The following is a 25,409-nucleotide window of genomic DNA, read 5'->3' on the forward strand; positions in this document are numbered from 1 at the left end:
ATCCCGCGGGAGCCACAATGGAAAAACTACTGGTCGTGAATGCCGACGATTTCGGTCTGAGCAAAGGGCAGAACTATGGCGTTATCGAGGCGTATCAGCATGGCGTCGTTTCCTCCACCACGGCGATGGTGAACGGCGGCGGCGCGGAGCATGCTGCAGCGCTCAGCCGGCAATATCCCGGATTGCCGATCGGGCTGCATTTCGTTTTGACCCATGGCAAGCCGCTGGGCGCCATGCCTTCGTTGGTCAACGAACATGGCGAACTGGGCAAATGGCTGTGGCGCCGCGCCGAGGCCGGCGAGCTGTCGCTGGACGAAATTCACGAGGAGCTGCAGCGCCAGTTCGCGCGGTTTGTGACGCTGTTCGGCCGCCCGCCGACGCATATCGACAGCCATCACCATGTGCATATGCAGCCGCAAATTTATCCGCTGGTGGAGGCGTTCGCGCAAGCGCAGGGTCTGCCGTTGCGTCTCGATCGCGAAGAGGCGAAACGGCGCGAACTGGCGTTGCAGACTCCCTGCAGTACCGACGCGTTTGACGCGGGATTCTACGGTGAGACGATTTCCGAAACGTTGTTCCTGCAAAGGTTGGCGCGTGCCGACGAGCAGGGCGCCGAGTCACTGGAAATGATGTGCCACCCGGCCTTTCTCGACGCGACGATCCTGCAGAGCCAATACTGCCATCCGCGCCTCGCCGAGCTGGATGTGTTGACTGCGCCGACGCTGAAAGCGGCGATCGCCGAACGCGGTTTTCTGCTGGGCTCTTTCCGGGATCTGTAACGCAGTCATTTACAGCATGGCGTGCGCCTTTTTCAGACCGGTGTCTTCTTCCGGATCCGCCCCCTGAGCTGAGGGTTCCGCCTCCTGTTCTTCGGGCTGCGGCTCCTCGACATCGGGCGCCGCTTCCGGCGGCGGCATGGTGTCGTGAATGATCTGCTCATCGAAGGTTGGATTGAGCGCCGGCGACAGCGGCGAGCTGGCGAGGCTGTCTGGCAGCGGGATGTGGGGCACCGGCGCGTCCTGCGCCAGCTGCGGTTCTTCCGCTTTCGCCGTGCGGCTGAGGGCCGCCAGCAGCACGCCGCACAGGGCGAAAAAGGCGTACAGGATATTGCCGCCCAGCGGTTCGATCAGCGCGCCGACCGCCAATGGCCCGATGCTGGCGCCGACGCCGAACGCCATCAGCAGACAGGCGGCCAGCGAGACGCGGCGTTCCGGCTCGATCAGATCGTTGGCCAGCGCCACCGCCAGCGGGTAGAGCGTAAATTGCAACATGCTGACGACGAACCCGACCGCCAGCAGCAGCGGGAAATCGATGTGCGGCAGCAGCGCCAGCGGCAGCGCCGCCACGATCAGCAAAATGGCGTTGAGGCGCATCAGCAACGGGCGATTATAGCGATCCGACAGCCAACTGAGCGGGAACTGCGCGATCAGCCCGGCGAAGATGGCCAGCGCCATGAACAGGCCGGTTTGCTGAGTGGTTAAGGACTGCAGGCTGGCGTAGACCGGCGCCAGGCCGTAAAACGAGCCCACCACCATGCCGATCACCAGCGTGGTGGCCAGCACCTTGGGAATGGCGCCGACAAAGTAACGCAGCTCCATCGGGGCCGGCGACATATGGCGCGCATTGGTGCGGGTGGTAAGCGCGATCGGCACCAGACAAAGCGCGAAGCACAGCGCGATCACCAGCAGCGTGGTGATGCCCAGGTTGCTCTGCAGCATCAGCACGATCTGGCCCAGCGACATGCCAAGATAGGTCGCCGCCATATAGAAGCCGAACACCATGCCGCGCTGGTTGGATTCCGCCTGGTCGTTCAGCCAGCTTTCCAGCACCATATACTGGCACATCATGCACAACCCGATCACCAGACGCAGCGCAACCCAGGCGGGAATGAACGCCGTCAGGCCGTGCCCCAGCACCGCAGCGGTGATGATGCCGGCGCAGGCCACGTAGGCGCGGATATGCCCGACGCGGGCGATGAGAAAGTGGCCGACCTTGCCGCCGATCACCAACCCGATGTAGTTGGCGGCGATGATGGCGCCGATCAGCGCGCTGCTGACGTGGATGGAGGTCAGCCGCAGCGAGACGTAGGTGGTGAGCAGGCCCGAGCCCAACAGCAGCAGCAGGGTGGTGGTGTACAACGGCAAGAATACGCCCAACGTTTTTTTCACGCTATCATCCTAATCTCTTCTGGTGCGCCCTGAGGCCGCCGCAGCGTGCCGCCTCCGTGATGTTCCTTGTGCTGGTGCGCCGCCGCTCGATGGGGCGCTTCTTTTGATACTAGCAGCTTGGCCGGGCGCTTAAAACCGCACCTCCTGCGAAGCGCTGCGCATTTCCACGCGCCAGCCGCTGCAGCGCCTTGATAAATGCTACTATCGGGCGCATATATCTGAATTCGCAAGGGAGGGGTTATGAGTGAAAACCAACTGCGCCGGCTCAGCGTGCTGGCAGGGGAGAAACTGAAGGCTCAGGGCCGCTGGATCACCTGCGCGGAATCCTGCACCGGCGGCGGCATCGCCAAGGCCATTACCGATATCGCCGGCAGCTCCGCCTATTTCGATCGCGGTTTCGTCACCTACAGCAATGCGGCGAAACATGATCTGCTGGGAGTGAGCGAAGCGACGTTGGCGGCGCACGGCGCGGTCAGCGAAGAGGTGGTGCGCGAGATGGCCATAGGGGCGCTGCGGGCGGCGCAGGCCGATCTGGCGCTGTCGGTGAGCGGCATCGCCGGCCCGGACGGCGGCAGCGCGGAAAAGCCGGTCGGCACCGTGTGGTTCGGCTTCGCCAGCAGCGATGGCCGGGGGCTGTCGCGCAAGATGCAATTCGAGGGCGACCGCGACGCGGTGCGGCTGCAGGCGACGATTTTCGCGCTGCAAACCGCCATCGACGAATTTTTGTAAATTAGGCTTGATACTGTATGACCATACAGTATAATTAGTGGCATTTCCTGCACAACATACATTCAGTGGCAGTGTGGGGTAACACCGGCATTGCGAAACGAAGGAGCAAAAATGGCTATTGATGAGAACAAGCAAAAGGCGTTAGCTGCGGCACTGGGCCAGATTGAGAAACAGTTCGGCAAAGGCTCCATCATGCGCCTGGGTGAAGACCGCTCCATGGACGTGGAAACGATCTCCACCGGCTCACTGTCACTCGATATCGCTCTGGGCGCCGGCGGCCTGCCAATGGGCCGCATCGTCGAAATTTACGGCCCGGAATCCTCCGGTAAAACCACTCTGACGCTGCAGGTGATCGCCGCCGCGCAGCGCGAAGGCAAAACCTGTGCGTTCATCGATGCCGAGCACGCGCTGGATCCTATCTATGCGAAAAAGCTGGGCGTCGATATCGACAACCTGCTGTGCTCCCAGCCGGACACCGGCGAGCAGGCGCTGGAAATCTGTGATGCGCTGACCCGCTCCGGCGCGGTTGACGTCATCATCGTCGACTCCGTGGCGGCGCTGACGCCGAAGGCGGAAATCGAAGGTGAAATCGGCGATTCGCACATGGGGTTGGCGGCGCGCATGATGAGCCAGGCCATGCGTAAGCTGGCCGGCAACCTGAAAAACGCCAATACCCTGCTGATCTTCATCAACCAGATCCGTATGAAAATTGGTGTGATGTTCGGCAACCCGGAAACCACGACCGGCGGTAACGCCCTGAAGTTCTACGCTTCGGTGCGTCTGGATATCCGTCGTATCGGCGCCATCAAAGAAGGCGACGAAGTGGTGGGCAGCGAAACCCGCGTGAAAGTGGTGAAGAACAAAATCGCTGCGCCGTTCAAACAGGCTGAGTTCCAAATCATGTACGGCGAAGGCATCAACAGCCGTGGCGAACTGGTCGATCTGGGCGTGAAGCACAAGATGATCGAAAAAGCCGGCGCCTGGTACAGCTATAACGGCGAGAAGATCGGTCAGGGCAAGGCGAATGCCTGTAACTTCCTGAAAGAAAACCCGGCTATCGCCGCCGAGCTGGATAAGAAGCTGCGCGACCTGCTGCTGCACAGCGGCGGTGAGCTGGTGGCTGCCTCCGGTGACGACTTCGAAGATGACGAAGCAGAAACCAGCGAGCAGTTCTAATCGCTGAAGATGTGCGCCGCCGTTTATGTGGCGCATATCCTCTGAATTCAGGCTTGAATGATGAATGACTTGCTAAGCCGCGCCATGCGCCTGCTGTCGCAACGCGATCATAGTGAAGCTGAACTGCGCCGCAAACTTGCGGCGCAGCCGTTTGTGGCGAAAGCCCGGTTTGGCGGCAAGGGGCCGCATGCGCCGACATCGCCGACGGTGGCCGAAGAGCCGGTGGATCCTGCGCTGATCGATCAGGTTATCGTCTACTGTTACCAGCACAACTGGCTGGACGATAAGCGTTTCGCCCACAGCTACATCGGCAGCCGCAGCCGCAAAGGTTATGGCGCGCAGCGCATCCGCAGCGAACTGATGCAAAAGGGCGTGGATAAAGCGCTGGTGCAGGACGCGCTGGCGGAATGCGATATCGACTGGTGCGAGCAGGCGAAACAGGTGGCGCAGCGAAAATTTGGCGATGCGTTGCCAACTGACTGGAAAGAGAAAGCCAAAGTGCAGCGTTATCTGCTCTATCGCGGCTTCTTCCAGGAAGAAATTCAGTCAATTTACCGTGATTTTGCGCAATGAGCGCACACGGGGTTTTACTTCCCTCTGAAGAAAATTTATCTTATCCCCACTTTTTGTTCGTGAGCTGGTTGTCATCGTCGGGATGACGCGCCACCGGCTCACGTGTCGTTATTCTAGCCTTTCCAGGAAAATTATGAGCAAGAGCACCGCTGAGATCCGTCAAGCGTTTCTCGATTTCTTTCATAGTAAGGGTCATCAGGTTGTAGCAAGCAGCTCCCTGGTGCCTAACAATGATCCGACATTGCTGTTTACCAATGCCGGCATGAACCAATTTAAGGATGTTTTCCTGGGGCTCGACAAACGCGCCTATTCCCGCGCCACCACCTCGCAGCGCTGCGTGCGCGCAGGCGGCAAGCATAACGACCTGGAAAACGTCGGTTATACCGCTCGTCACCACACCTTCTTTGAAATGCTGGGCAACTTCAGCTTCGGCGATTACTTCAAGCACGACGCGATCAGCTACGCGTGGGAACTGCTGACCGGTGAAAACTGGTTCAACCTGCCGAAAGAGAGACTGTGGGTCACCGTGTATGAAACCGATGACGAAGCGTTCGACATCTGGCAGAAGCAAATCGGCGTACCGGCGGAGCGCATTATCCGCATCGGCGACAACAAGGGCGCGCCTTTCGCTTCCGATAACTTCTGGCAGATGGGCGACACCGGTCCATGCGGCCCGTGCACCGAGATTTTCTACGATCACGGCGATCACATCTGGGGCGGCCCTCCAGGCAGCCCGGAAGAAGACGGCGACCGTTACATCGAGATCTGGAACATCGTTTTCATGCAGTTCAACCGTCAGTCCGACGGCACCATGCTGCCGCTGCCGAAACCTTCGGTGGATACCGGCATGGGTCTGGAACGCATCGCGGCGGTGTTGCAGCATGTGAACTCCAACTATGAGATCGACCTGTTCCGCACCCTGATCGCCGCCGTGGCGAAAGTGACCGGCGCGGCCGATCTGGACAACAAATCTCTGCGCGTTATTGCCGACCACATCCGTTCCTGCGCTTTCCTGGTGTCTGACGGCGTGATCCCCTCTAACGAAAACCGCGGCTACGTGCTGCGTCGCATCATTCGCCGCGCGATCCGCCATGGCAACATGCTGGGCGCGAAAGATACCTTCTTCTACAAGCTGGTAGCGCCGCTGATCGAAGTGATGGGCCCGGCGGCCGACGAGCTGAAACGCCAGCAATCGCTGGTGGAACAGGTGCTGAAAACCGAAGAGGAGCAGTTTGCCCGCACGCTGGAGCGTGGCCTGGCGCTGTTGGACGAAGAGCTGGCCAAGCTGCAGGGCGATACCCTGGACGGCGAAACCGCTTTCCGTCTGTACGATACCTACGGTTTCCCGGTGGATCTGACCGCTGACGTCTGCCGCGAACGCGGTCTGAAAGTCGACGAAGCGGGCTTTGAAGAAGCGATGGAAGCACAGCGTCGCCGCGCGCGCGAATCCAGCGGCTTCGGCGCCGACTACAACAGCCTGATCCGCGTGGACGGCAGCAGCCAGTTCAGCGGCTACGATCACGACGAGCAGCAGGCGACGGTCATCGCACTGTTCCGCGACGGCCAGCCTGTCGATCAGATCAACGCCGGCGAAGAGGCGGTGGTGGTGCTGGACGAGACGCCGTTCTACGGTGAATCCGGCGGCCAGGTCGGCGATAAAGGCGTGCTGAAAGCCACCGGCGCCGAGTTTGTGGTCAACGACACCCAGAAATACGGTCAGGCTATCGGCCATCAAGGCAAGCTGGCGCAAGGTTCGCTGAAGCTGAACGATCGCGTGGATGCGCAGATCGACGCCGAGCGCCGCAACAGCATCCGTCTGAACCACTCCGCGACCCACCTGCTACACGCCGCGCTGCGCCAAACGTTGGGCGAGCACGTTGCGCAGAAAGGCTCTCTGGTTAACGACAAATACCTGCGCTTCGACTTCTCGCATTTTGAAGCGATGAAGCCGGAACAAATTCGCGCGGTGGAAGATCTGGTTAACCAGCAGGTGCGTCGTAACCTGCCGGTGCAGACCGAGCTGATGGCGTTGGAAGACGCGAAAGAGAAGGGCGCAATGGCGCTGTTCGGTGAGAAGTACGACGACAACGTGCGCGTGCTGACCATGGGCGACTTCTCCACCGAGCTGTGCGGCGGCACCCACGCCAGCCGCACCGGCGATATCGGCCTGTTCCGCATTCTGAGCGAATCGGGCACCGCGGCGGGCATCCGCCGTATTGAAGCGGTGACCGGCGCTGGCGCTATCGCTACGCTGCATCAGCAAAGCGATTTGTTGCAAGACGTTGCTCAGTTGGTGAAGGGCGACAGCAACAACCTGACCGATAAAGTGCGCTCGGTGCTCGATCGCACGCGCGTGCTGGAAAAAGAACTGCAGCAACTGAAAGATCAGCAGGCGGCGCAGGAAAGCGCGTCGCTGTCCAGCCAGGCGAAAGTGGTTAACGGCGTGAAGCTGTTGGTCAGCCAGTTGGACAATGTCGAAGCCAAAATGCTGCGCACCATGGTGGATGACCTGAAAAATCAATTGGGTTCGGCCATTATCGTGTTGGCGACGACGGCTGATGACAAAGTCAGCCTGGTCGCAGGCGTGACCAAGGATCTGACTGACCGCGTGAAAGCCGGCGAGTTGATCGGCAACGTGGCGCAGCAGGTCGGCGGCAAGGGCGGTGGTCGCCCTGATATGGCGATGGCGGGGGGGACGGATATCAACGCCCTGCCAGCGGCGTTAAACAGCGTAGAAGCCTGGGTGGCCTCAAAGCTGTGAACATAAATAAATAGCACGGACAAACGCCATAATACTTTGTTGATTATGGCGTTTTCATACTGTGCTAACACAATTTAGTTACAATTGCGGGAACAAAGTTTTTCTGGTCGGCTAAACTTACCATTATCTGAGGTGGGACCAAGTCTGCTTACACTTATTGTGGATTGCGCGGCTTACGTTTTCACCACATATGATGGATAATGACGGGGAAACTGAGAGACCCGACTCTTTTAATCTTTCAAGGAGCAAAGAATGTTAATTCTGACTCGTCGAGTTGGTGAAACCCTCATGATTGGCGATGAGGTTACGGTCACTGTGCTAGGGGTAAAAGGCAACCAGGTGCGTATTGGTGTGAACGCCCCCAAAGAGGTTTCAGTTCACCGTGAAGAAATCTATCAGCGCATTCAGGCAGAGAAGTCTCAGCAGACGACTTACTGATTCCGAAGCAGCGTCTCGTTGCCAGACGAGACGCTACTGCATCGTTTTACCCACTTCTTTCGTTCTCCCCTCTCTTTTTCGTGATTATTTTCCCGGTTAGTTTCCTGCTTTATTGCTGCAGACGTTGCGGTTGCCTGTTGATAAAACGCCCTTTTTGCCGTGAAATCGCCCATGTTGGGTGCGAATTGTGCAAACGCGCATGAGTTGGGAAAAATTGTTTGACTTAAAAGTCGGAGAAAGTAATATGTGCGCCACGCAGTGCCGATGAGCTTCTCCAAAGCAAGTTAGGCACAATTCGAAAGAAGCGTATGGTGAGGTGGCCGAGAGGCTGAAGGCGCTCCCCTGCTAAGGGAGTATGCGGTCAAAAGCTGCATCCGGGGTTCGAATCCCCGCCTCACCGCCATTTGCATCCGTAGCTCAGCTGGATAGAGTACTCGGCTACGAACCGAGCGGTCGGAGGTTCGAATCCTCCCGGATGCACCATATTTTGCAGTATGGTGGGGTAGTAACAACGTACCATACGGTATCAAAAAAGAATTCCTGTGCATCCGTAGCTCAGCTGGATAGAGTACTCGGCTACGAACCGAGCGGTCGGAGGTTCGAATCCTCCCGGATGCACCATTCTTAATCTCACTCGTCGCGAAGAGAAATCTTCAAGCGGGTGGAAGAAAAGAAAGTGTTACCAGGGAGGATAACGTTGCTTAAGCAACGGCCCGCAGGGTGAGGCGCTAGCGCCGAATCATCCTCCCGGATGCACCATTCTTCAAGTCTGGTTTTATTAGCAAAGCCGGCACGCGGTAAAAATAGTAATGCATCCGTAGCTCAGCTGGATAGAGTACTCGGCTACGAACCGAGCGGTCGGAGGTTCGAATCCTCCCGGATGCACCATCTAAGAGAAGCCCGCCTTAGCGGGTTTTTGCTTTTCTGTTATTCGTGAAACAGGCAAGCGGCAAAAACAGTCATGCATCCGTAGCTCAGCTGGATAGAGTACTCGGCTACGAACCGAGCGGTCGGAGGTTCGAATCCTCCCGGATGCACCATGTTTAACCTCCCGTATCGCGAAGAGAAATCGTCATGCGGGTGGTAAAAAGAAAGTGTTACCAGGGAGGATAACGTTGCTTAAGCAACGGCCCGCAGGGGGAGGCGCTAGCGCCGAATCATCCTCCCGGATGCACCATCTAAGAGAAACCCGCTTTGGCGGGTTTTTCGCTTTTCAGCATTTAGCCATTCTCTCTTCACCCCTTTCCTTCTTTGCATCCGATCGATCACAGCACATTCCGCTATGACGCAGTCAGCGACAACCCAACGGCTTTACGCTAAAGTAGTTTTCTTTCCTCAACGATCATGGAGTAACGATGTACGACCGCTATCAGGGTCTTATTTTCGACATGGACGGCACGATTCTGGACACTGAGCCAACGCACCGTAAAGCGTGGCGCGAAGTGCTGTCCCGTTATGGCATGACGTTTGATGAAGCGGCCATGGTGGCGCTGAGCGGTTCACCGACCTGGCGCATCGCTCAGGCGATTATCGCCAGCCATCAGGCCGATCTCGATCCCCATCACCTGGCGGCGGAGAAAACGCGCGCGGTGGAAGCGATGCTGCTGGATAGCGTGCGTCCATTGCCATTGATCGAGGTGGTGAAGTCCTATCACGGCCGCCGTCCGATGGCGGTCGGCACCGGCAGCGAGCACCGCATGGCGGAAATGCTGCTGCGTCATCTCGGCCTGTTCAACTGCTTCGACGCGATCGTCGGTGCGGACGATGTACAGCGCCATAAACCGGAGCCGGATACCTTCCTGCGCTGTGCCGAACTGATCGGCGTGCCTCCGGAAAAATGCGTGGTGTTTGAAGACGCCGAGTTTGGCATTCAGGCGGCAAAAAATGCCGGCATGGCTGTGGTAGACGTTCGTACGCTGTGAGTAGTACGCTAGCCGTAATATCGTTATTTGGCAGCAGCTTCCTCAGTGCGACGCTGCTGCCGGGAAATTCAGAAATCGTTCTGGTCGCCTTGCTGACCCAGAGTCGCGTCTCGCCGGAGTTGCTGGTGCTGGCCGCGACCCTGGGCAACACTCTTGGCGGGTTGACCAATGTCATTATCGGGCGCCTGTTACCGGCGTTGAAACCACAGCGGGGGCTGGCAACGGCGCTCGGGTGGCTGCAACGCTTTGGCCCGGCTGCGCTGTTGCTCAGCTGGGTGCCGGTGGTGGGCGATTTGTTGTGCGTGTTGGCAGGTTGGCTGCGCATGCCCTGGGGCTCTGTCGCGCTGTTTCTGTGTATCGGAAAGGCGCTGCGTTACATCGTTTTGGCTATGATAACGGTACAGGGCATCGCCTGGTGGCAGTAACCAAGTGAATATAACTCAATATTCTCTCGGATGCGGATTCAGTATGCTTACGAGTTATTGTTTTTAGAAGCGGGAGGTCAATTTGATCCCGGACGTATCACAGGCGCTTTCTTGGTTGGAAGCCCATCCCCAGGCATTAAAAGGCATTCGTCGCGGCATCGAGCGTGAAACGCTGCGAGTCACGCCGAACGGCACCTTGGCGACCACCGGGCATCCGGAAAAGCTGGGGGCGGCATTGACGCACCACTGGATCACCACGGATTTCGCCGAGGCGCTGTTAGAGTTCATTACGCCGGTTGATGACAATATCGATCACTTGCTGACGTTCCTGCGCGATATTCATCGCTACGTGGCGCGCAACATTGGCGATGAGCGCATGTGGCCGCTCAGCATGCCGTGCTTTATCGAAGCCGAGCAGGACATCGAGCTGGCGCAGTTCGGTTCGTCGAACATCGGCCGCATGAAGACGCTGTACCGTGAAGGGCTGAAGAATCGCTATGGCGCGCTGATGCAGACCATTTCCGGCGTGCACTACAACTTCTCGCTGCCGTTGGAGTTTTGGCAGGCCTGGGCCGGCGTGCAGGACGCAGAAAGCGGTAAAGAGCAGATCTCGGCCGGTTATTTCCGCCTGATCCGCAACTATTACCGTTTCGGCTGGGTGATCCCGTATCTGTTCGGCGCATCGCCGGCCATTTGTTCTTCGTTCCTCAAAGGGCGCGAGACCAATCTGCCGTTCGAGCGCACCGAGCAGGGGATGTGCTACCTGCCGTACGCCACTTCGCTGCGCCTGAGCGACTTGGGTTATACCAATAAATCGCAGAGTAATCTGGGCATCACCTTCAACGATCTGCACAGCTATGTGGCCGGTTTGAAGCGGGCGATCGCCACGCCTTCCGAAGAGTTCGCCAAGCTGGGCGTGAAAGAGGGCGATCGCTACCTGCAGCTGAACAGCAACGTTCTGCAAATCGAGAATGAGCTGTATGCGCCGATCCGGCCAAAGCGCGTGACCCAAAGCGGCGAGACGCCGTCGGACGCGCTGCTGCGCGGCGGTATCGAATACATTGAAGTGCGTTCGCTGGACATCAACCCATTCTCGCCGATCGGCGTGGATGCGGTGCAGGCGCGTTTCCTGGATCTGTTCCTGGTGTGGTGCGCGCTGGCGGATGCACCGGAGATGAGCAGCGATGAGCTGCTGTGCACGCGCAAGAACTGGAACCGGGTGATCCTCGAAGGGCGCAAGCCGGGCCAGACCATCGGCATCGGCTGTGGCGCCAGCCATGAGCCGCTGGAGAAAGTCGGCAAGGCGCTGTTCGCCGATCTGCGTCGGGTGGCAGAAGTGCTGGACGGCGAAGCCGGCGATCGTCAATACCAGCAGGTGTGCGATGAGCTGGTCGCCGCGTTTGACGATCCTGAGCTGACCTTCTCCGCGCGCATTCTCAAGGCAATGAAGGCGGAAGGCACCGGGCGCGTCGGTTTGCAGCTGGCGGAGCAGTATCGCCAGACATTGCTGGAAGAACCGTTGGAAATCCTGAACGAAGCCGAGCTGGATAAAGAGCGGGAAGCCTCGTGGCAGCGTCAACGCGACATAGAAGCCAATGATACGCTAAGCTTTGAAGCGTTCCTGAAGCAAAACGGCGGAAGCTGAAAAAGAAAAAGGCCACATCAATGTGGCCAAATATGCATCTCTGATGACAGGGATGATGATAACAAATGCGCGTCTTTCACATACTCAGACTCGCAGGGTTGGAAAAGGTTTCCCGGTTAGGAAAAAAAGTTTCGAAATAAATGCTCTTTTACGAGGAGGTAGCGAAATGCCATTGCTGGATAGCTTTACCGTCGATCATACCCGTATGGCAGCTCCGGCTGTCCGCGTTGCAAAAACCATGAAAACGCCTCATGGCGATACCATCACGGTGTTTGATCTGCGCTTTTGCCGCCCGAACCTGGAAGTGATGCCCGAGCGCGGCATTCACACGCTGGAGCACCTGTTCGCCGGCTTTATGCGTGACCACCTGAACGGCCAGGGCGTGGAAATTATCGACATCTCCCCGATGGGCTGTCGCACCGGTTTCTACATGAGCCTGATCGGCGTGCCGGAAGAGCAGCGCGTTGCCGATGCCTGGAAAGCGGCAATGGCCGACGTGCTGAAAGTGACCGACCAGCGCAAGATCCCTGAGCTTAACGAGTACCAGTGCGGCACCTACCATATGCACTCGCTGGAAGAAGCGCAGGAAATCGCCAAGCACATTCTGGATCACGGCGTGGTGGTGAACCACAACGACGAGCTGGCGCTGCCGAAAGAGAAGCTGCAGGAACTGCATATCTAGTCGTGCGTGGCCCGCAAAATAAAAAAAGACGCGATTTCGCGTCTTTTTTACGTTCTGGCCGAGGGCTAATGATGGCCGACGCTGGACTGCAGCGAGGTGATCGGCGTGACCCGCACCTGTTTAATCATGTTGCCCTGCACGTCGAGGATGTCGATATCGTAATGACCGATGCGCACCCGGGTGCCGATTTCGGGGATCTCTTCCAGCTCTTCCAGCAGCATGCCGTTGACGGTACGGGCTTCATTGGCCGGCAAGGTCCAGTTGAAGGCCTTGTTCAGCTCGCGCACGTTGGCGGTGCCGTCGATCAAGACCGAACCGTCGCTCTGCGGCGTGACTTCTTCCGCCAGCGTGGGTGACATCGAGGTGGTGAAATCGCCCACGATCTCCTCGAGGATGTCTTCCACCGTGACCAGGCCCTGAATGTCGCCGTACTCGTCGACCACGATGCCGACCTTCTCTTTGTTGCGCTGGAATTTCACCAGCTGCACGTTGAGCGGCGTGCCTTCCGGAACGAAATAGATCTCATCGGCGGCGCGCAGCAGGTTCTCTTTGTTGAACTCTTTTTTCTCGGTCATCAGGCGGTAGGCTTCGCGCACGCGCAGCATGCCGATCGCATCGTCCAGCGAGCTGCGATACAGCACGATGCGGCCGTGCGGCGAGTGGGTCAGCTGGCGCATGATCGACTTCCAGTCATCGTTGACGTCGATGCCGACGATCTCGGTGCGCGGCACCATGATGTCGTTGACCGTCACCTTTTCCAGATCCAGCACCGAGATCAGCATGTCCTGATTGCGGCGGGAGATCTGCGACTGGGATTCGCGCACGATGGTGCGCAGCTCATCCTTGCTGACGGCGTCGCTGATGCGCACGTTGGTGCGAATGCCGAACAGGCGCAAGGTCAGGCTGGTGATGCCGTTGAGCAGCCAGACCAGCGGGAACATCACCTTTTGCAACGGGGCCAGCAGGACGCTGCTGGGGAAGGCGATGCGTTCCGGATAGAGTGCGGCGAAGGTCTTCGGCAGCACTTCGGCGAACAGCAGCACGGCGAAAGTCAGTATGCCGGTCGCAATCGCCACGCCGAGATCGCCATACAGCCGCATGCCGACGATGGTCGCCAGCGCCGAAGCGAGGATGTTGACCAGGTTGTTGCCGATCAGCACCAGGCCGATCAGCCGATCCGGTTTTTGCAGCAGCTTCTCGACCCGACGCGCCGAGCGGTTGCCCTGTTTGGACAGGTGACGCAGGCGATAACGGTTGAGCGTCATCATGCCGGTTTCGGAGGCGGAGAAGTAAGCGGAGACCACGATCATGATCACCAGGATAATGATGAGGGTCCCCGTCGACACATGCTCCAATGCAGTATTCCTTATAGAGAGGGAGAATTGAGCCAGGCTGGCCTAGCGCACCATCACCTGCTGAATCAGACGGCTGCCGAAGTAGGCGAGCGTCAGCAGGAAGGCGCCGGCGAAGCTGAACCAGACGACGCGGCGGCCGCGCCAGCCCTCATGGTAGTGGCCCCACAACAGCACGATATACACGAACCAGGCCATGATCGACAGCACGGCTTTATGCACGTTCTCTTTGCTGAACAGATTATCCATGTACAGCAGGCCGGTGCACAGGGTGAGCGTCAGCAGCACCACGCCGATCTGGGTGATATGGAACATCTTGCGCTCAATGCTCATCAGCGGCGGCATGTCGGCGCTGAAGGTCAGCTTCTTGTTTTTCAACAGGTAGTCGAGCCAGGCGAGCTGCAAGGCATAGAGCGCGGCGATGATCAGGGTGGCGTAAGAGAACAGCGCCAGGCCGATATGCACCATCAGTTCCGGGCTGGCCTCCAGGTGAGTGATGAACTCGCCGGGCATAAAGCTGGCGAAGGCCAGGTTGATCATCGCGAAGCTGTAGACGATTGGCAGCAGGAACCAGCCGCGATCGCGCGAAGCGACGAAGGTCATCACCGAGCAGATGATCAGGCTGACGATGGAACCAATGTTCAGCAGGCTGAGATTCTGCCCGGCGCTGACGTCAAAGATGCGCTGCTGCAGCGCGATGGCGTGGCAAATCAGCGCCACCACCGCCGAGACGAGGGCAAGCCGACGGTATGCGCTATTCTTCCGCAACAAACTGGGAATGATCAGTCCAAGGCTGAGCAGGTAGGCCATCAAAGCCACAATGGAGAAAACTGGCATAGCGTTTAATTTTGCTTCGGCGTGGTTAATTGGAGTGTCAGTATAACGTTGCGCGCGTTTCACTCCAACCTATCTCCAACGCTGAGGCAGAGATCCTGCTCGCTTCGTGTTATCATCGGCGCAATTGTGTCGCCGGAGCGGCCTGTCATTACACGTTGAGCATGAGACGATGTTTGAAAATTTAACCGATCGATTGTCGCGCACGTTGCGCAATATCAGCGGCCGCGGGCGGCTGACCGAAGAAAATATCAAGGAAACCCTGCGTGAAGTGCGTATGGCATTGCTGGAAGCGGACGTTGCGCTGCCGGTGGTGCGCGACTTCATCAACCGCGTAAAAGAGAGCGCGGTTGGCCATGAAGTCAACAAGAGCCTGACGCCGGGGCAGGAGTTCGTCAAGATCGTCAAGGGTGAGCTGATCGCCGCGATGGGCGAAGTCAACACCGAGCTGAATCTGGCGGCTCAGCCGCCGGCCGTGGTGCTGATGGCGGGCCTGCAGGGCGCCGGTAAAACCACCAGCGTCGGTAAGCTCGGCAAGTTCCTGAAAGAAAAACAGAAGAAGAAAGTGTTGGTGGTTTCCGCGGACGTTTATCGCCCGGCGGCGATCAAACAGCTGGAAACGCTGGCGGAAGGTGTCGGCATCGATTTCTTCCCGTCCGACGTCAAAGAAAAACCGATCGACATCGTCAACCGCGCGTTGCAGCAGGCCAAGCTGAAGTTCTATGACGTACTGATCGTCGATACCGCCGGCCGTCTGCACGTTGACGAAGCGATGATGGACGAGATCAAACAGGTGCACGCGGCCATCAAGCCGGTGGAAACCCTGTTCGTGGTCGACGCCATGACCGGCCAGGACGCCGCCAATACCGCCAAGGCGTTTAACGAAGCGCTGCCGCTGACCGGCGTGGTGCTGACCAAGGTCGACGGCGATGCGCGCGGCGGTGCGGCGTTGTCCATCCGCCACATCACCGGCAAGCCGATCAAGTTCCTCGGCGTCGGCGAGAAGACTGAAGCGCTGGAGCCGTTCTATCCGGATCGCGTGGCGTCACGCATCCTGGGCATGGGCGACGTGCTGTCGCTGATCGAAGATATCGAAAGCAAGGTCGACCGCGAGCAGGCGGAGAAACTGGCCAACAAGCTGAAGAAGGGCGACGGTTTCGATCTGACCGACTTCCTGGAGCAGCTCAAGCAGATGCGCAACATGGGCGGCATGGCCAATATGCTGAGCAAGCTGCCGGGCGCGGGCCAGCTGCCGGATAACGTCAAGTCGCAGATGGACGACAAAGTGTTGGTGCGCATGGAGGCGATCATCAACTCGATGACGCTGAAAGAGCGTGCCAAACCGGAAATCATCAAGGGCTCGCGCAAGCGCCGCATCGCGATGGGGGCCGGCATGCAGGTGCAGGACGTCAACCGCTTGCTGAAGCAGTTCGACGAAATGCAGCGTATGATGAAGAAGATGAAGAAAGGCGGTATGGCGAAGATGATGCGCGGCATGAAAGGTATGATGCCGCCGGGCTTCCCTGGCCGCTGACGGGCCTCCGCACGCCGAGTGCGGGCGCTTTCAGCATTCGCCGTTCGCGGTGAAAACCGCCCGAAATTTGACAGGCTGCAAAAGTTGTCCCCTGCGATCGACGCTTTAGATTGCTTTTTGCGCCAAAATGAGTAAAATTTTCGGGCTTTTTATATTGCAACCGGGCCCCGTCCCTCAATGGGGCCCGGCTGTTTTATTAACTAAAGAGGATGTTATGGTAACAATTCGTTTGGCACGTGGCGGCGCTAAAAAGCGTCCGTTCTATCAAGTAGTAGTGACCGACAGCCGCAACGCTCGTGATGGTCGTTTCATCGAGCGCGTAGGCTTCTTCAACCCGATCGCTTCCGGTCAGGCTGAAGCACTGCGTCTGGACCTGGACCGCATCGAGCACTGGGTTGGTCTGGGTGCAACCGTTTCTGATCGCGTTCACGCGCTGATCAAAGACGCTAAGAAAGCAGCTTAATCTGTCGCGGTGGTGGCAATGAGCAAGCAACTCAAACCGGTAGCGCCTAAGCAGCCGATTGTACTCGGTAAAATGGGGTCCGCTTACGGCATTCGTGGTTGGCTCAGAGTGTTTTCATCCACCGAGAACGCCGAAAGCATTTTTGACTATCAGCCGTGGTTTATCCAGCAGGCGGGTCAGTGGCAGCATATCGAGTTGGAAGACTGGAAGCGCCACAGTCAGGATCTGATCATCAAAGTCAAAGGCATTGACGATCGGGACGCGGCGAATCTGCTGACTAATCGCGAGATTATGGTGGATTCTGAGCAACTTCCTCCGCTGGAGGGTGACGATTACTACTGGAAAGACCTGATGGGCTGCCAGGTAGTCACCACCGCCGGCTACGAGCTGGGTAAAGTCATCGATATGATGGAAACCGGCTCGAACGATGTGATGGTTGTGAAAGCGAACCTGAAAGATGCGTTCGGCATGAAGGAGCGGTTGATTCCGTTTCTTCATGGGCAGGTTATCAAGAAAGTCGATCTCACTGCCCGCGTGATTGAGGCAGATTGGGATCCTGGTTTTTGACCCCCGGATCAAACGGTCGAAGCAAGTGGAATAACGGTAAGGGGATTGGCTTGTGTTCATCGGTATTGTAAGCCTGTTTCCTGAGATGTTCCGCGCTATCACCGATTACGGGGTGACTGGCCGGGCAGTAAAAAATGGCCTGCTGAGCGTGCAGTGTTGGAGTCCGCGCGACTTCACCTACGACCGGCATCGTACCGTGGACGATCGCCCTTACGGCGGCGGCCCGGGAATGCTGATGATGGTGCAGCCTTTACGGGAAGCCATTCATGCGGCGAAAGCAGCGGCAGGCGAGGGAGCAAAGGTGATTTATCTGTCACCTCAGGGGCGCAAGCTGGATCAAACCGGCGTGTGCGAACTGGCGGCCAATCAGAAGATGATTCTGGTGTGCGGCCGTTACGAAGGGATAGACGAGCGCGTAATCCAAACCGAAATTGACGAAGAATGGTCAATCGGCGATTACGTTCTCAGCGGCGGGGAACTGCCGGCGATGACCCTGATTGATTCAGTCGCCCGTTTCATACCGGGTGTGCTGGGCCATCAGGCCTCAGCGGAGGAAGACTCCTTCGCCGACGGATTGCTGGACTGCCCGCACTATACCCGCCCCGAGGTGTTGGAAGGAATGGAAGTACCGCCGGTTCTGCTGTCGGGCAACCATGCCGAGATACGTCGCTGGCGCTTAAAGCAGTCGCTGGGCCGAACCTGGCTTAGAAGACCTGAACTTCTAGAAAGCCTAGCTCTGACTGACGAGCAAGCGGTGTTGCTGGCTGAGTTCCAACGGGAACATCAGACCAGGCAACAGGACTATGAAGGAAACGTCTGACATCAGACGGGACCGATATATCAGTTTACCTAGGGTAAGAGACATATTATGAGCAACATTATTAAGCAACTTGAACAAGAGCAGATGAAACAAGACGTACCTGCATTCCGTCCGGGTGATTCCGTGGAAGTGAAGGTATGGGTCGTTGAAGGTAGCAAAAAACGTCTGCAGGCATTCGAGGGCGTGGTTATCGCTATCCGTAACCGCGGTCTGCACTCTGCATTCACTGTTCGTAAGATTTCCAACGGCGAAGGTGTTGAGCGCGTATTCCAGACTCACTCCCCAGTAATCGACAGCATTACTGTTAAACGTCGTGGTGCCGTTCGTAAAGCTAAACTGTACTACCTGCGTGAACGTACTGGTAAGGCTGCTCGTATCAAAGAGCGTCTGAACCGCGTTAACTAACGCTGCATCCAAAAGTTAATAGTTATCAGGGGTTGGCCTATGCCAACCCCTTTTTTTATCTGAAAATCCGGCTGTGTTGCATTTGCGAGATTTCGTCTGCGCACCGCCAACATAATAAAGCCTGCATAAGCAGGCTTTTTGCATTACAGCGCCGCGGCGCTTTGTTTCTGCTGACTCTCCGGCGGGTGAGGCTGCGCCGGGATAATGTCATCGCCAGGTTTGACGATCACCCTCGCGACGGATTCGTGCGTGGCGAACGTGCAGCTGCAATTGATGTTGCGGCATTGATGGTAACGCTCTTTGGTCGACTCGCTCAGATAGCGGCTGGAGCGAGTGTGGGCCACGTGACCGCATAATGGACAGTGCATCATAAGAACCCCCTTGAACAAATTAAGTGAAATTGTTGTGGCATCACTACTTAGGCGAGCGAGCCCGTCATGATGAGGCAATACCTTGCAAGCACAGTGCGCGTTCCATGGCGCGTCGCTGTTCCAGCCCCTTGTTTTTCTTTCCATTTACATAAACCCAGCGTGGCAACTGATCGCAGGCCTGCTGCCACTGACCCTGCTGCAGCAGCGCGACCAGCGTGGAATGGCAGGCGGCGCTGATACCCACGTTGAAGGCGAAGGCGATCACCGCATCATAGGTTTCTTGCGAGAGCGTTTGCGGCAGACAGGCGGCCATGCCGCGCTCGGTGCGGCGAACATCGTCTACCAAATCCACAGCGGCTTTCCGTTCATCTATCGCCTTGCCCGGGATGACGCCGGCGGTGTGCCCAATGCCCTGTGTCCATACCCCGGCGTTGCACTGGTAAGGAGACAGTCGGCAACCTTCGAGATCGGCGATCAGCCTGAGGCCGGTTTCTGAGGTTTGCAGCTCGCCGAACGACGGCAACAACACGGCGATGGCTAAAACGGCGGCGACGCTGCAGCGTTTAACGATTGCACTCATCGAAAATTTTCCTCCGTGATGCCGCATTGCGCTCAATAGCCTTCAAGATCTGCAGGCTTTTACGTCGGTAATACCAGTTCACCAGGAAAGTGCCGATGCCTACTGCGGCGCCGACTAAAAAGGCAATGTCCTGCGGAGACAGTTTGCCCAGCCAGGCGAGGAACAGCGCCATGGCATAGGTGATGAATGAGGTGATTTTCTCCATAGCTTATGCTCGCTTCGTTTACAGAACCTCGGGATCCGAAGGTATCGATGCGTGGCAGCTCGCTATCGATATCCGTCATGCTCCTGGCCCGTATAATAATTACTGTATATGCATACAGTATTAAGCTATTTGCTAAAGTCGTCAATGGGTGGGGTGAATATTTTTAGCAGATTGTGCAAAAGGTGACTGCAGGCATAAAAAAAGCCCATCGATGATGGGCTTCGAGAAATAATGGGCGGGCAGGTTACAGGCCGTAGACCAGCGTGACCGAGGTTGTCGTGTCGGTGTTCTTCGGCGCGGAGGCCGGTGGCTTGCTGTTGTAGGTCACAGTGTAAGCTACGCGCAGTGAAAAGCGATCGTTGATCGCCACGTTCAACGCGCTTTCCGAGTTCAGCGTGGTTTCTTCGTTCGCCAGTGCGGAGACGCCCTGAATGAACTTGGTGTTGTCGGTGAGCTGATAGGAATAGTTGGCCGCGCCATAGGCCAGCCCTTTGGTCGAGCGGCCGCCGCCATGGTATTCGTCATGGCGCACGCCGGGACCGAATTCCACCCGCAGGTCGCTGAGCGGCCCGTTGAGGATTTGACGGCCATAGCCGCTGGTCAGCGTGGAGCGTGAGTCGTAACCGTTGAAACGGTCGCTCAGCCAGCTGGCCTGGCCGAACAGGTAGTTGCGATCGGTCAGGTTATAGCGCGTACGGCCGCCGGCCTGATACTTTTCGGACGAGCGCACGTTGGAGGAGGTGGTGTTGTTGGCCGCCCCCCACAGGCTGTACGCCGCGTCGGTGTTGAACCAGGTCATGTTGGTATTGGCCAACAGAGTGGAACTCTGCGAGTTGCCGGACTGCGCGTTGTAGCCCGCCTGCACGTTGCCTTCGAACGGTTTCTTGGCGGTGGCCGGATCGTCCATCGCGGTGAAAAGCGTATTGTCGGCAAGGGCTGAAACACTGGTGAAAGTCGTTAAGCAGCAAATATACAGCGGAAAAGCGCGACGAGCGCGGGAAGAGAGCATCTTGGATCCAGTTGTTAAGGGTGATTATTGTTGATGACGGTCACATTATATCGGTTCATTTCGGCGACAAAAATAGCCGCCATTAGCTTAAGTTTTTAATTTTTATCCCTCATTTATTCGCTTTTCTTCTACTTAAATTCATCGCTTTCGACGGCATTTCGTGCTGATCCTGCTTCGCCCGGCCGCCGGTGCCGAGATGGGGCGTGCATCCTCGCTGTAAAATATAATGTACAAATATGTTTACGATAAATGGCTTTGTTAGGCAGGAGGGGTTACAGCGTGATGATGGGCTGTTTAATTGTTTAATATATTGTATTTGTTTGGTTTAAATCTATTTTCGCAACCCTGGCTCAAAGGTGTTTTAAGCAAGATAATGACGGTAATCTTTTATTTACAGAAAATGGATTGAAAACTTTACATATCGTGTTAGGGTAGACCCCTGAAACGCTCAATGTTCCATTTCAACGCATAACGCCAAACGACAGGAATAGCATCATGCAAAAAGACGCGCTCAATAACGTACACATCAGTGCAGAACAGGTTCTCATCACGCCGGAGGAGCTGAAGAACCAGTTCCCGCTCAGCGCCGACGACGAAAATGAAATCGCCACTGCGCGTAACACCATCGCCAACATTTTGCAGGGGCGCGATCATCGCCTGTTGGTGGTGTGTGGGCCTTGTTCGATCCACGATCCGGATGCGGCGCTGGACTACGCCCGTCGTTTGAAAACCCTGGCGGCTGACTTGAGCGATCAGCTGTATATCGTTATGCGCGTCTACTTTGAAAAACCCAGAACCACTGTCGGCTGGAAAGGTTTGATCAACGATCCGTACATGGACGGTTCGTTTGACGTTGAAGCAGGCTTGCATATCGCGCGTCGCCTGTTGCTGGATCTGGTGGGCATGGGCTTGCCGTTGGCTACCGAAGCGTTGGATCCGAACAGCCCGCAGTACCTGGGCGATTTGTTCAGCTGGTCGGCGATCGGCGCGCGTACCACCGAATCTCAGACCCACCGAGAAATGGCATCCGGCCTGTCGATGCCGGTCGGGTTCAAAAACGGCACCGACGGCAGCCTGGGCACCGCCATCAACGCCATGCGCGCCGCTGCCATGCCGCATCGCTTCGTCGGCATTAACCAGGCAGGTCAGGTTTGCCTGCTGCAGACTCAGGGCAACCCGGATGGGCACGTGATCCTGCGCGGCGGCAAAACGCCGAACTACAGCGCTGAGCACGTTGCGGCCTGTGAAAAACAGATGCTTGAGGCGGGACTCCACCCGTCCTTGATGATAGATTGCAGCCATGGCAACTCGAATAAAGACTATCGCCGTCAGCCGGCGGTTGCCGAGTCCGTGGTGGAGCAGATCAAGGCGGGTAACCGCTCAATCACCGGCATTATGCTGGAGAGCCATCTGCATGAGGGCAATCAGTCTTCCGAACAGCCGCGTGCAGACATGCGTTACGGTGTGTCCGTCACCGACGCCTGCATCAACTGGGAGAGTACGGAAACCCTGTTGCGCCATATGCATCAGGAACTCGGCGCTGCGCTGACGGCCCGCACGGGAGAAAAGTAAGTTATGGTGGCAGAACTGACCGCGCTGCGCGATCAAATCGATGAGGTGGATAAAGCGCTGCTGGATCTGCTGGCGAAACGCCTGCATCTGGTAGCGGAAGTGGGCGAAGTCAAAAGCCGTCATGGCCTGCCGGTTTACGTACCGGAGCGCGAAGCCGCGATGCTGGCCTCGCGTCGCCAGGAGGCGGAAAACCTCGGGGTGCCGCCGGATCTGATCGAGGACGTCTTGCGCCGCGTGATGCGCGAATCGTACGTCAGCGAGAATGATAAAGGCTTTAAAACTCTGTGTCCGCAGCTGCGGCCGATCGTCATCATCGGCGGCAACGGCCAGATGGGCCGGCTGTTCAACCGCTTGCTGACGCTGTCGGGTTATCAGGTCAGGGTATTGGATCAGGAAGATTGGCCGCAGGCGGAACAGCTGCTGGCAGACGCCGGCATGGTGATCGTCAGCGTGCCGATCCATGTGACCGAGCAGGTGATAAGCCGCCTGCCGACGCTGCCTGCCGACTGTATTCTGGTGGATTTGGCGTCGGTGAAGAACCGTCCGCTGCATGCGATGTTGGCGGCGCACAGCGGCCCTGTGGTGGGATTGCACCCGATGTTCGGCCCGGACGTGGGCAGCGTGGCGAAGCAGGTAGTGGTTTACTGCGACGGCCGCCAGCCGGAGGCTTACCAATGGTTGCTTGAGCAGCTGCAGGTGTGGGGCGCGCGGCTGCATCGCATCAGCGCGGTCGAACACGATCAGAACATGGCGTTTATTCAGGCGCTGCGGCACTTCGCCACCTTCGCCTACGGGTTGCATCTGGCGGAAGAGAACGTGCAACTGGAGCAGTTGCTGGCGCTCTCCTCGCCGATCTACCGGTTGGAGCTGGCGATGGTTGGCCGCCTGTTTGCGCAGGATCCGCAACTTTACGCCGATATCATCATGTCGTCGGAAGAAAACGTGGCGCTGATTAAGCGTTACTACCAGCGCTTCGGCGAGGCGATAAAGCTGTTGGAGCATGGCGACAAACAGGCGTTTATCGACAGTTTCCGCAAGGTGGAGCACTGGTTCGGCGATTACGCCCAACGCTTCCTGGTGGAGAGCCGCACGCTGTTGCGGCAGGCTAACGACAGCCGACAGTAAAACGCGGGCGGTAAACGTAAAGGGTTCGGCTTGGCCGAACCTTTTTTTATGGTTTCAGGATGGGTTGACCGGCACCACGGTGTCGCTTGGGTAACAGCCCAGTACCTTCAGCGAGCGGGTGATTGGCGCCAGATCGCGCAGCGCTTTTTGCATCGCGTCGGCACGCAGATTGGCTTGCACATCGATATAAAACATCTCTTCCCACGGATTGCCGTTGATCGGGCGTGATTCCAGTTTGGTCATGATGATGCCGTTGTCGCGCAGAACCAGCAGCGCTTCGACCAACGCGCCGGATTGCTGGCCGGTTGCCATAATCAGCGTGGTTTTGGCCGGCACCTGTTCAGATACGTCGATCGCTTTGCGCGCCAGCACGATGAAGCGAGTGATGTTCTGCTGCTGGTTGGCGAGGTTGTGTTCCAGCACCTGCAGCCCGTACAACGCGCCGCCGGCCTCGCTGCCCAGCGCCGCCACCTTCGGCGAATTCAGCTTGGCGACTTTCTCCATCGCCGCGGCGGTGCTTTCGGTGTACTCGATTTTCCAGTGCGGGAAGCGGTTAAGGAACTGGCTGCACTGTTGGAACGGCTGCGGATGGCTGTAGACGGTTTCTATCTGGCTCAGATCGCTGTCGCCGGCGATCAGAACGCAGTGGTTGATAGGGTTAGTCAGTTCGCCGACGATCGACAGGCTGGTGTGTTGCAGCAGATCGTAGACCTCGTTTATCGAACCGGAACTGGTATTCTCGATCGGCAAAATCGCGTAGTCCGCCTGGCCGGTTTCCACTTGGGCGAAAATATCCTGAAACTTCTGGCAGCCGCATTCGATCAGCCGATCGAAGTGGCGGGCAGCGTATTGGCGCGCCGCCAGATGTGAATAAGAGCCTTTCGGGCCGAGGAAAGCGATGCGGGCGGAATGCTGGCTGATGGGGTTGAGCTGGTGCTGCAACAGCGCCTGCTGGGTCAGAACGGAGTCTTCAATGATCAGTTGGAACAGGCGGGTGACGTAGAAACCGTCCAGGTCGTAAGGCTTGGCGGCGGCGATCAGCGCATCCAGCAGATCGCGTTCGCGCTCTTTGTCACGGATCGGGCGGTGAGAGTGCAGCTTAGTCTTGCCGACTTCGATCGCCAGCTCACGGCGTTCCGCCAGCAAGGCCAACAGTTTCAAGTCCAGTGCGCTGATGCGCTCGCGCAGCACCAATAACGGGTTGTCAGTCATAATCAGCTTCCGCCTTCAGTTCTTATTCGTTGTAAAACAGCCATAAAAAAAGCCCCCTGTTTCCAGGAGGCCTTGTTGTTCGTCTTCGCATTCTTTCTCACACGACGAAACGCCTCCCAGTCAGGGGAAGGTAAAAAAGAATGCGAAGAAAAACGGTGTGCGTGGCATGGTCTACCTAAGGTTAATGCGAACAGGTTTTAAAGTAACCGCTGGCTTTTACCTCGTCAACAAAAATACCCGACAAAAAACGCGCCCCTGGGCGCGTTTGATGCGGCAATCGCTGTCGGACGGTTATTCCTGCTCTTGCGTGACTTCCGGCACAATGTCTTTCACGCTGGCATTGCAGCGGCGCGCTTCGCCTTTGTGCTGCACCTTGTTCAACTGGCGCTCCAGTTTGGCGATCAGCTCGTTAACGGCGGTATACATGTCATCATGTTTGGCGCTGGCGACCAGCGGGCCGTTAGGCGTGGTAATGGTAGCGTCGGCGACAAACCCTTGCGGCTCTTTGGATAAGACGATATGCGGGTTAATCAGCTGGGTCTGCCATTTTTCCAGTTTGGTGAGACGGTCTTCGACGTGATTGCGGATTGCGGGAGTGATATCCATTTGTTTGCTGGTAATGTTCAATGTCATATAACTTACCTCTCTGTCTTTCCGTCTTGGTGAATCCAGCATACCCCGCTTTTTGTTTAAATGCGTGATGTAAATCACGATTTTTTGTCACTTTTTGCAAAGTTAGTTCAATCTGTGATTCAGCATCTGAATTGGCTATCTAATGCTTGAGAGTTGCCGCCGGATGGCGCATTATCGATGAGTTGACCGGTGAGGAGCGCTAGCTAAC

Annotated in this window: 28 protein-coding genes, 5 tRNA genes and 1 other annotated feature; of the genes, 22 read left to right on the top strand and 11 right to left on the bottom strand. The window is 57.3% G+C overall.

Features of this window, described 5'->3' with window-relative positions; all coding sequences use genetic code 11:
- Positions 1 to 17: 17 nt before the first annotated feature.
- Positions 18 to 779, top strand: coding sequence for a chitin disaccharide deacetylase (gene chbG / locus ACJ8IP_RS16400; protein WP_198793261.1), 762 nt, complete (start codon positions 18 to 20; stop codon positions 777 to 779).
- Between the two features lie 9 nt (positions 780 to 788).
- On the opposite strand, the gene ACJ8IP_RS16405 is transcribed toward chbG, so the two are convergent.
- Positions 789 to 2,168 carry an MFS transporter gene (locus tag ACJ8IP_RS16405; protein WP_198793262.1) on the bottom strand — a complete coding sequence of 460 codons (1,380 nt, stop codon included), beginning with the start codon at positions 2,166 to 2,168 and terminating at the stop codon, positions 789 to 791.
- Positions 2,169 to 2,408: 240 nt separating this feature from the next.
- Between ACJ8IP_RS16405 and pncC the strand changes: the two genes are divergently transcribed.
- From pncC to recX, 3 genes are all read left to right on the top strand, one after another.
- Positions 2,409 to 2,897, top strand: a complete 489-nt coding sequence (gene pncC / locus ACJ8IP_RS16410) for a nicotinamide-nucleotide amidase (RefSeq protein WP_164106920.1) — start codon at positions 2,409 to 2,411, stop codon at positions 2,895 to 2,897.
- A gap of 111 nt (positions 2,898 to 3,008) precedes the next feature.
- A complete protein-coding gene (gene recA, locus ACJ8IP_RS16415) occupies positions 3,009 to 4,073 on the top strand; it encodes a recombinase RecA (protein WP_004932541.1) in 1,065 nt (354 codons plus the stop codon).
- A 60-nt stretch (positions 4,074 to 4,133) separates the two neighbouring features.
- Complete coding sequence (recX, locus tag ACJ8IP_RS16420) at positions 4,134 to 4,646, top strand: recombination regulator RecX (protein ID WP_028127836.1); 513 nt, start codon at positions 4,134 to 4,136, stop codon at positions 4,644 to 4,646.
- Between the two features lie 40 nt (positions 4,647 to 4,686).
- On the opposite strand, the gene ACJ8IP_RS16425 is transcribed toward recX, so the two are convergent.
- Complete coding sequence (locus tag ACJ8IP_RS16425) at positions 4,687 to 4,830, bottom strand: hypothetical protein (RefSeq protein WP_162180460.1); 144 nt, start codon at positions 4,828 to 4,830, stop codon at positions 4,687 to 4,689.
- Here ACJ8IP_RS16425 and alaS point away from each other — a divergent pair.
- The 11 genes from alaS (at position 4,780) to luxS (ending at position 12,519) form a co-directional block, all read left to right on the top strand.
- Positions 4,780 to 7,407: an alanine--tRNA ligase gene (gene alaS / locus ACJ8IP_RS16430; RefSeq protein ID WP_164106919.1), complete on the top strand. Its 2,628-nt coding sequence runs from the start codon at positions 4,780 to 4,782 to the stop codon at positions 7,405 to 7,407. The two genes, ACJ8IP_RS16425 and alaS, sit on opposite strands and share 51 nt — an antisense overlap.
- A 252-nt stretch (positions 7,408 to 7,659) precedes the next feature.
- The gene (gene csrA / locus ACJ8IP_RS16435) at positions 7,660 to 7,845 is read left to right on the top strand and encodes a carbon storage regulator CsrA (RefSeq protein ID WP_004091602.1); all 186 of its coding nucleotides are present in this window, start codon (positions 7,660 to 7,662) and stop codon (positions 7,843 to 7,845) included.
- Positions 7,846 to 8,155: 310 nt separating this feature from the next.
- Positions 8,156 to 8,248, top strand: a tRNA-Ser gene (locus ACJ8IP_RS16440).
- A gap of 3 nt (positions 8,249 to 8,251) precedes the next feature.
- Positions 8,252 to 8,328 (top strand) — tRNA-Arg (locus ACJ8IP_RS16445).
- A gap of 61 nt (positions 8,329 to 8,389) precedes the next feature.
- A tRNA-Arg gene (locus ACJ8IP_RS16450) sits at positions 8,390 to 8,466 on the top strand.
- Positions 8,467 to 8,656: 190 nt separating this feature from the next.
- Positions 8,657 to 8,733 (top strand) — tRNA-Arg (locus ACJ8IP_RS16455).
- Positions 8,734 to 8,808: 75 nt separating this feature from the next.
- Positions 8,809 to 8,885 (top strand) — tRNA-Arg (locus tag ACJ8IP_RS16460).
- Positions 8,886 to 9,200: 315 nt separating this feature from the next.
- A complete protein-coding gene (gene yqaB / locus ACJ8IP_RS16465) occupies positions 9,201 to 9,767 on the top strand; it encodes a fructose-1-phosphate/6-phosphogluconate phosphatase (protein ID WP_033641908.1) in 567 nt (188 codons plus the stop codon).
- Complete coding sequence (locus ACJ8IP_RS16470) at positions 9,764 to 10,192, top strand: YqaA family protein (RefSeq protein WP_004932520.1); 429 nt, start codon at positions 9,764 to 9,766, stop codon at positions 10,190 to 10,192. Before yqaB ends, ACJ8IP_RS16470 begins: the two co-directional genes overlap by 4 nt.
- 82 nt (positions 10,193 to 10,274) lie before the next feature.
- On the top strand, positions 10,275 to 11,837 hold the full coding sequence (gene gshA, locus ACJ8IP_RS16475) for a glutamate--cysteine ligase (protein WP_033641909.1): 1,563 nt from the start codon (positions 10,275 to 10,277) through the stop codon (positions 11,835 to 11,837).
- A 166-nt stretch (positions 11,838 to 12,003) separates the two neighbouring features.
- On the top strand, positions 12,004 to 12,519 hold the full coding sequence (gene luxS, locus ACJ8IP_RS16480; protein ID WP_033641910.1) for an S-ribosylhomocysteine lyase: 516 nt from the start codon (positions 12,004 to 12,006) through the stop codon (positions 12,517 to 12,519).
- Between the two features lie 65 nt (positions 12,520 to 12,584).
- Here luxS and ACJ8IP_RS16485 read toward each other — a convergent pair whose 3' ends face one another.
- The gene (locus tag ACJ8IP_RS16485) at positions 12,585 to 13,874 is read right to left on the bottom strand and encodes an HlyC/CorC family transporter (protein ID WP_016929024.1); all 1,290 of its coding nucleotides are present in this window, start codon (positions 13,872 to 13,874) and stop codon (positions 12,585 to 12,587) included.
- Between the two features lie 42 nt (positions 13,875 to 13,916).
- Positions 13,917 to 14,708 carry a cytochrome C assembly family protein gene (locus ACJ8IP_RS16490; RefSeq protein ID WP_004932506.1) on the bottom strand — a complete coding sequence of 264 codons (792 nt, stop codon included), beginning with the start codon at positions 14,706 to 14,708 and terminating at the stop codon, positions 13,917 to 13,919.
- 169 nt (positions 14,709 to 14,877) lie between these two features.
- Between ACJ8IP_RS16490 and ffh the strand changes: the two genes are divergently transcribed.
- The 5 genes from ffh to rplS all read left to right on the top strand — a co-directional run bounded on the left by ffh (position 14,878) and on the right by rplS (position 18,494).
- Entirely contained in the window at positions 14,878 to 16,239 is a 1,362-nt protein-coding gene (ffh, locus tag ACJ8IP_RS16495) for a signal recognition particle protein (protein WP_004932504.1), read from the top strand.
- A 214-nt stretch (positions 16,240 to 16,453) separates the two neighbouring features.
- Entirely contained in the window at positions 16,454 to 16,702 is a 249-nt protein-coding gene (rpsP, locus tag ACJ8IP_RS16500; protein WP_004932501.1) for a 30S ribosomal protein S16, read from the top strand.
- 18 nt (positions 16,703 to 16,720) lie between these two features.
- Positions 16,721 to 17,269: a ribosome maturation factor RimM gene (rimM, locus tag ACJ8IP_RS16505; RefSeq protein ID WP_019455135.1), complete on the top strand. Its 549-nt coding sequence runs from the start codon at positions 16,721 to 16,723 to the stop codon at positions 17,267 to 17,269.
- A 52-nt stretch (positions 17,270 to 17,321) separates the two neighbouring features.
- Positions 17,322 to 18,089: a tRNA (guanosine(37)-N1)-methyltransferase TrmD gene (gene trmD / locus ACJ8IP_RS16510; protein ID WP_033641911.1), complete on the top strand. Its 768-nt coding sequence runs from the start codon at positions 17,322 to 17,324 to the stop codon at positions 18,087 to 18,089.
- 48 nt (positions 18,090 to 18,137) lie between these two features.
- Positions 18,138 to 18,494, top strand: coding sequence for a 50S ribosomal protein L19 (gene rplS, locus ACJ8IP_RS16515; protein ID WP_015376707.1), 357 nt, complete (start codon positions 18,138 to 18,140; stop codon positions 18,492 to 18,494).
- A 143-nt stretch (positions 18,495 to 18,637) separates the two neighbouring features.
- On the opposite strand, the gene ACJ8IP_RS16520 is transcribed toward rplS, so the two are convergent.
- The 4 genes from ACJ8IP_RS16520 to ACJ8IP_RS16535 all read right to left on the bottom strand — a co-directional run bounded on the left by ACJ8IP_RS16520 (position 18,638) and on the right by ACJ8IP_RS16535 (position 20,659).
- A complete protein-coding gene (locus tag ACJ8IP_RS16520; protein WP_033641912.1) occupies positions 18,638 to 18,865 on the bottom strand; it encodes an ogr/Delta-like zinc finger family protein in 228 nt (75 codons plus the stop codon).
- 64 nt (positions 18,866 to 18,929) lie between these two features.
- Positions 18,930 to 19,445: a lysozyme gene (locus ACJ8IP_RS16525; protein WP_072626768.1), complete on the bottom strand. Its 516-nt coding sequence runs from the start codon at positions 19,443 to 19,445 to the stop codon at positions 18,930 to 18,932.
- Positions 19,429 to 19,650 carry an HP1 family phage holin gene (locus ACJ8IP_RS16530; RefSeq protein ID WP_033652732.1) on the bottom strand — a complete coding sequence of 74 codons (222 nt, stop codon included), beginning with the start codon at positions 19,648 to 19,650 and terminating at the stop codon, positions 19,429 to 19,431. The genes ACJ8IP_RS16525 and ACJ8IP_RS16530 overlap by 17 nt, the downstream gene beginning before the upstream one ends.
- A 244-nt stretch (positions 19,651 to 19,894) precedes the next feature.
- The gene (locus tag ACJ8IP_RS16535) at positions 19,895 to 20,659 is read right to left on the bottom strand and encodes a DUF481 domain-containing protein (protein ID WP_033641933.1); all 765 of its coding nucleotides are present in this window, start codon (positions 20,657 to 20,659) and stop codon (positions 19,895 to 19,897) included.
- Positions 20,660 to 21,154: 495 nt separating this feature from the next.
- On the opposite strand from ACJ8IP_RS16535, the gene ACJ8IP_RS16540 reads away from it, so the two are divergent.
- Positions 21,155 to 22,231, top strand: a complete 1,077-nt coding sequence (locus ACJ8IP_RS16540) for a 3-deoxy-7-phosphoheptulonate synthase (protein ID WP_016929016.1) — start codon at positions 21,155 to 21,157, stop codon at positions 22,229 to 22,231.
- A gap of 3 nt (positions 22,232 to 22,234) precedes the next feature.
- Entirely contained in the window at positions 22,235 to 23,356 is a 1,122-nt protein-coding gene (gene tyrA / locus ACJ8IP_RS16545) for a bifunctional chorismate mutase/prephenate dehydrogenase (protein ID WP_033641292.1), read from the top strand.
- A 54-nt stretch (positions 23,357 to 23,410) separates the two neighbouring features.
- On the opposite strand, the gene pheA is transcribed toward tyrA, so the two are convergent.
- The 3 genes from pheA to raiA form a co-directional block, all read right to left on the bottom strand.
- On the bottom strand, positions 23,411 to 24,568 hold the full coding sequence (pheA, locus tag ACJ8IP_RS16550; RefSeq protein ID WP_164106918.1) for a bifunctional chorismate mutase/prephenate dehydratase: 1,158 nt from the start codon (positions 24,566 to 24,568) through the stop codon (positions 23,411 to 23,413).
- Between the two features lie 42 nt (positions 24,569 to 24,610).
- Positions 24,611 to 24,737 (bottom strand) — a sequence feature (Phe leader region).
- A complete protein-coding gene (locus ACJ8IP_RS16555) occupies positions 24,689 to 24,736 on the bottom strand; it encodes a hypothetical protein (RefSeq protein ID WP_101428074.1) in 48 nt (15 codons plus the stop codon). It overlaps the preceding feature by 48 nt.
- Positions 24,738 to 24,859: 122 nt before the next feature.
- A complete protein-coding gene (gene raiA, locus ACJ8IP_RS16560; RefSeq protein ID WP_004932457.1) occupies positions 24,860 to 25,201 on the bottom strand; it encodes a ribosome-associated translation inhibitor RaiA in 342 nt (113 codons plus the stop codon).
- Positions 25,202 to 25,409: the final 208 nt, after the last annotated feature.

It is taken from the genome of Serratia sp. CY52157 (genome assembly GCF_052168495.1).
Taxonomy (GTDB): Bacteria; Pseudomonadota; Gammaproteobacteria; order Enterobacterales; family Enterobacteriaceae; genus Serratia; species Serratia ureilytica.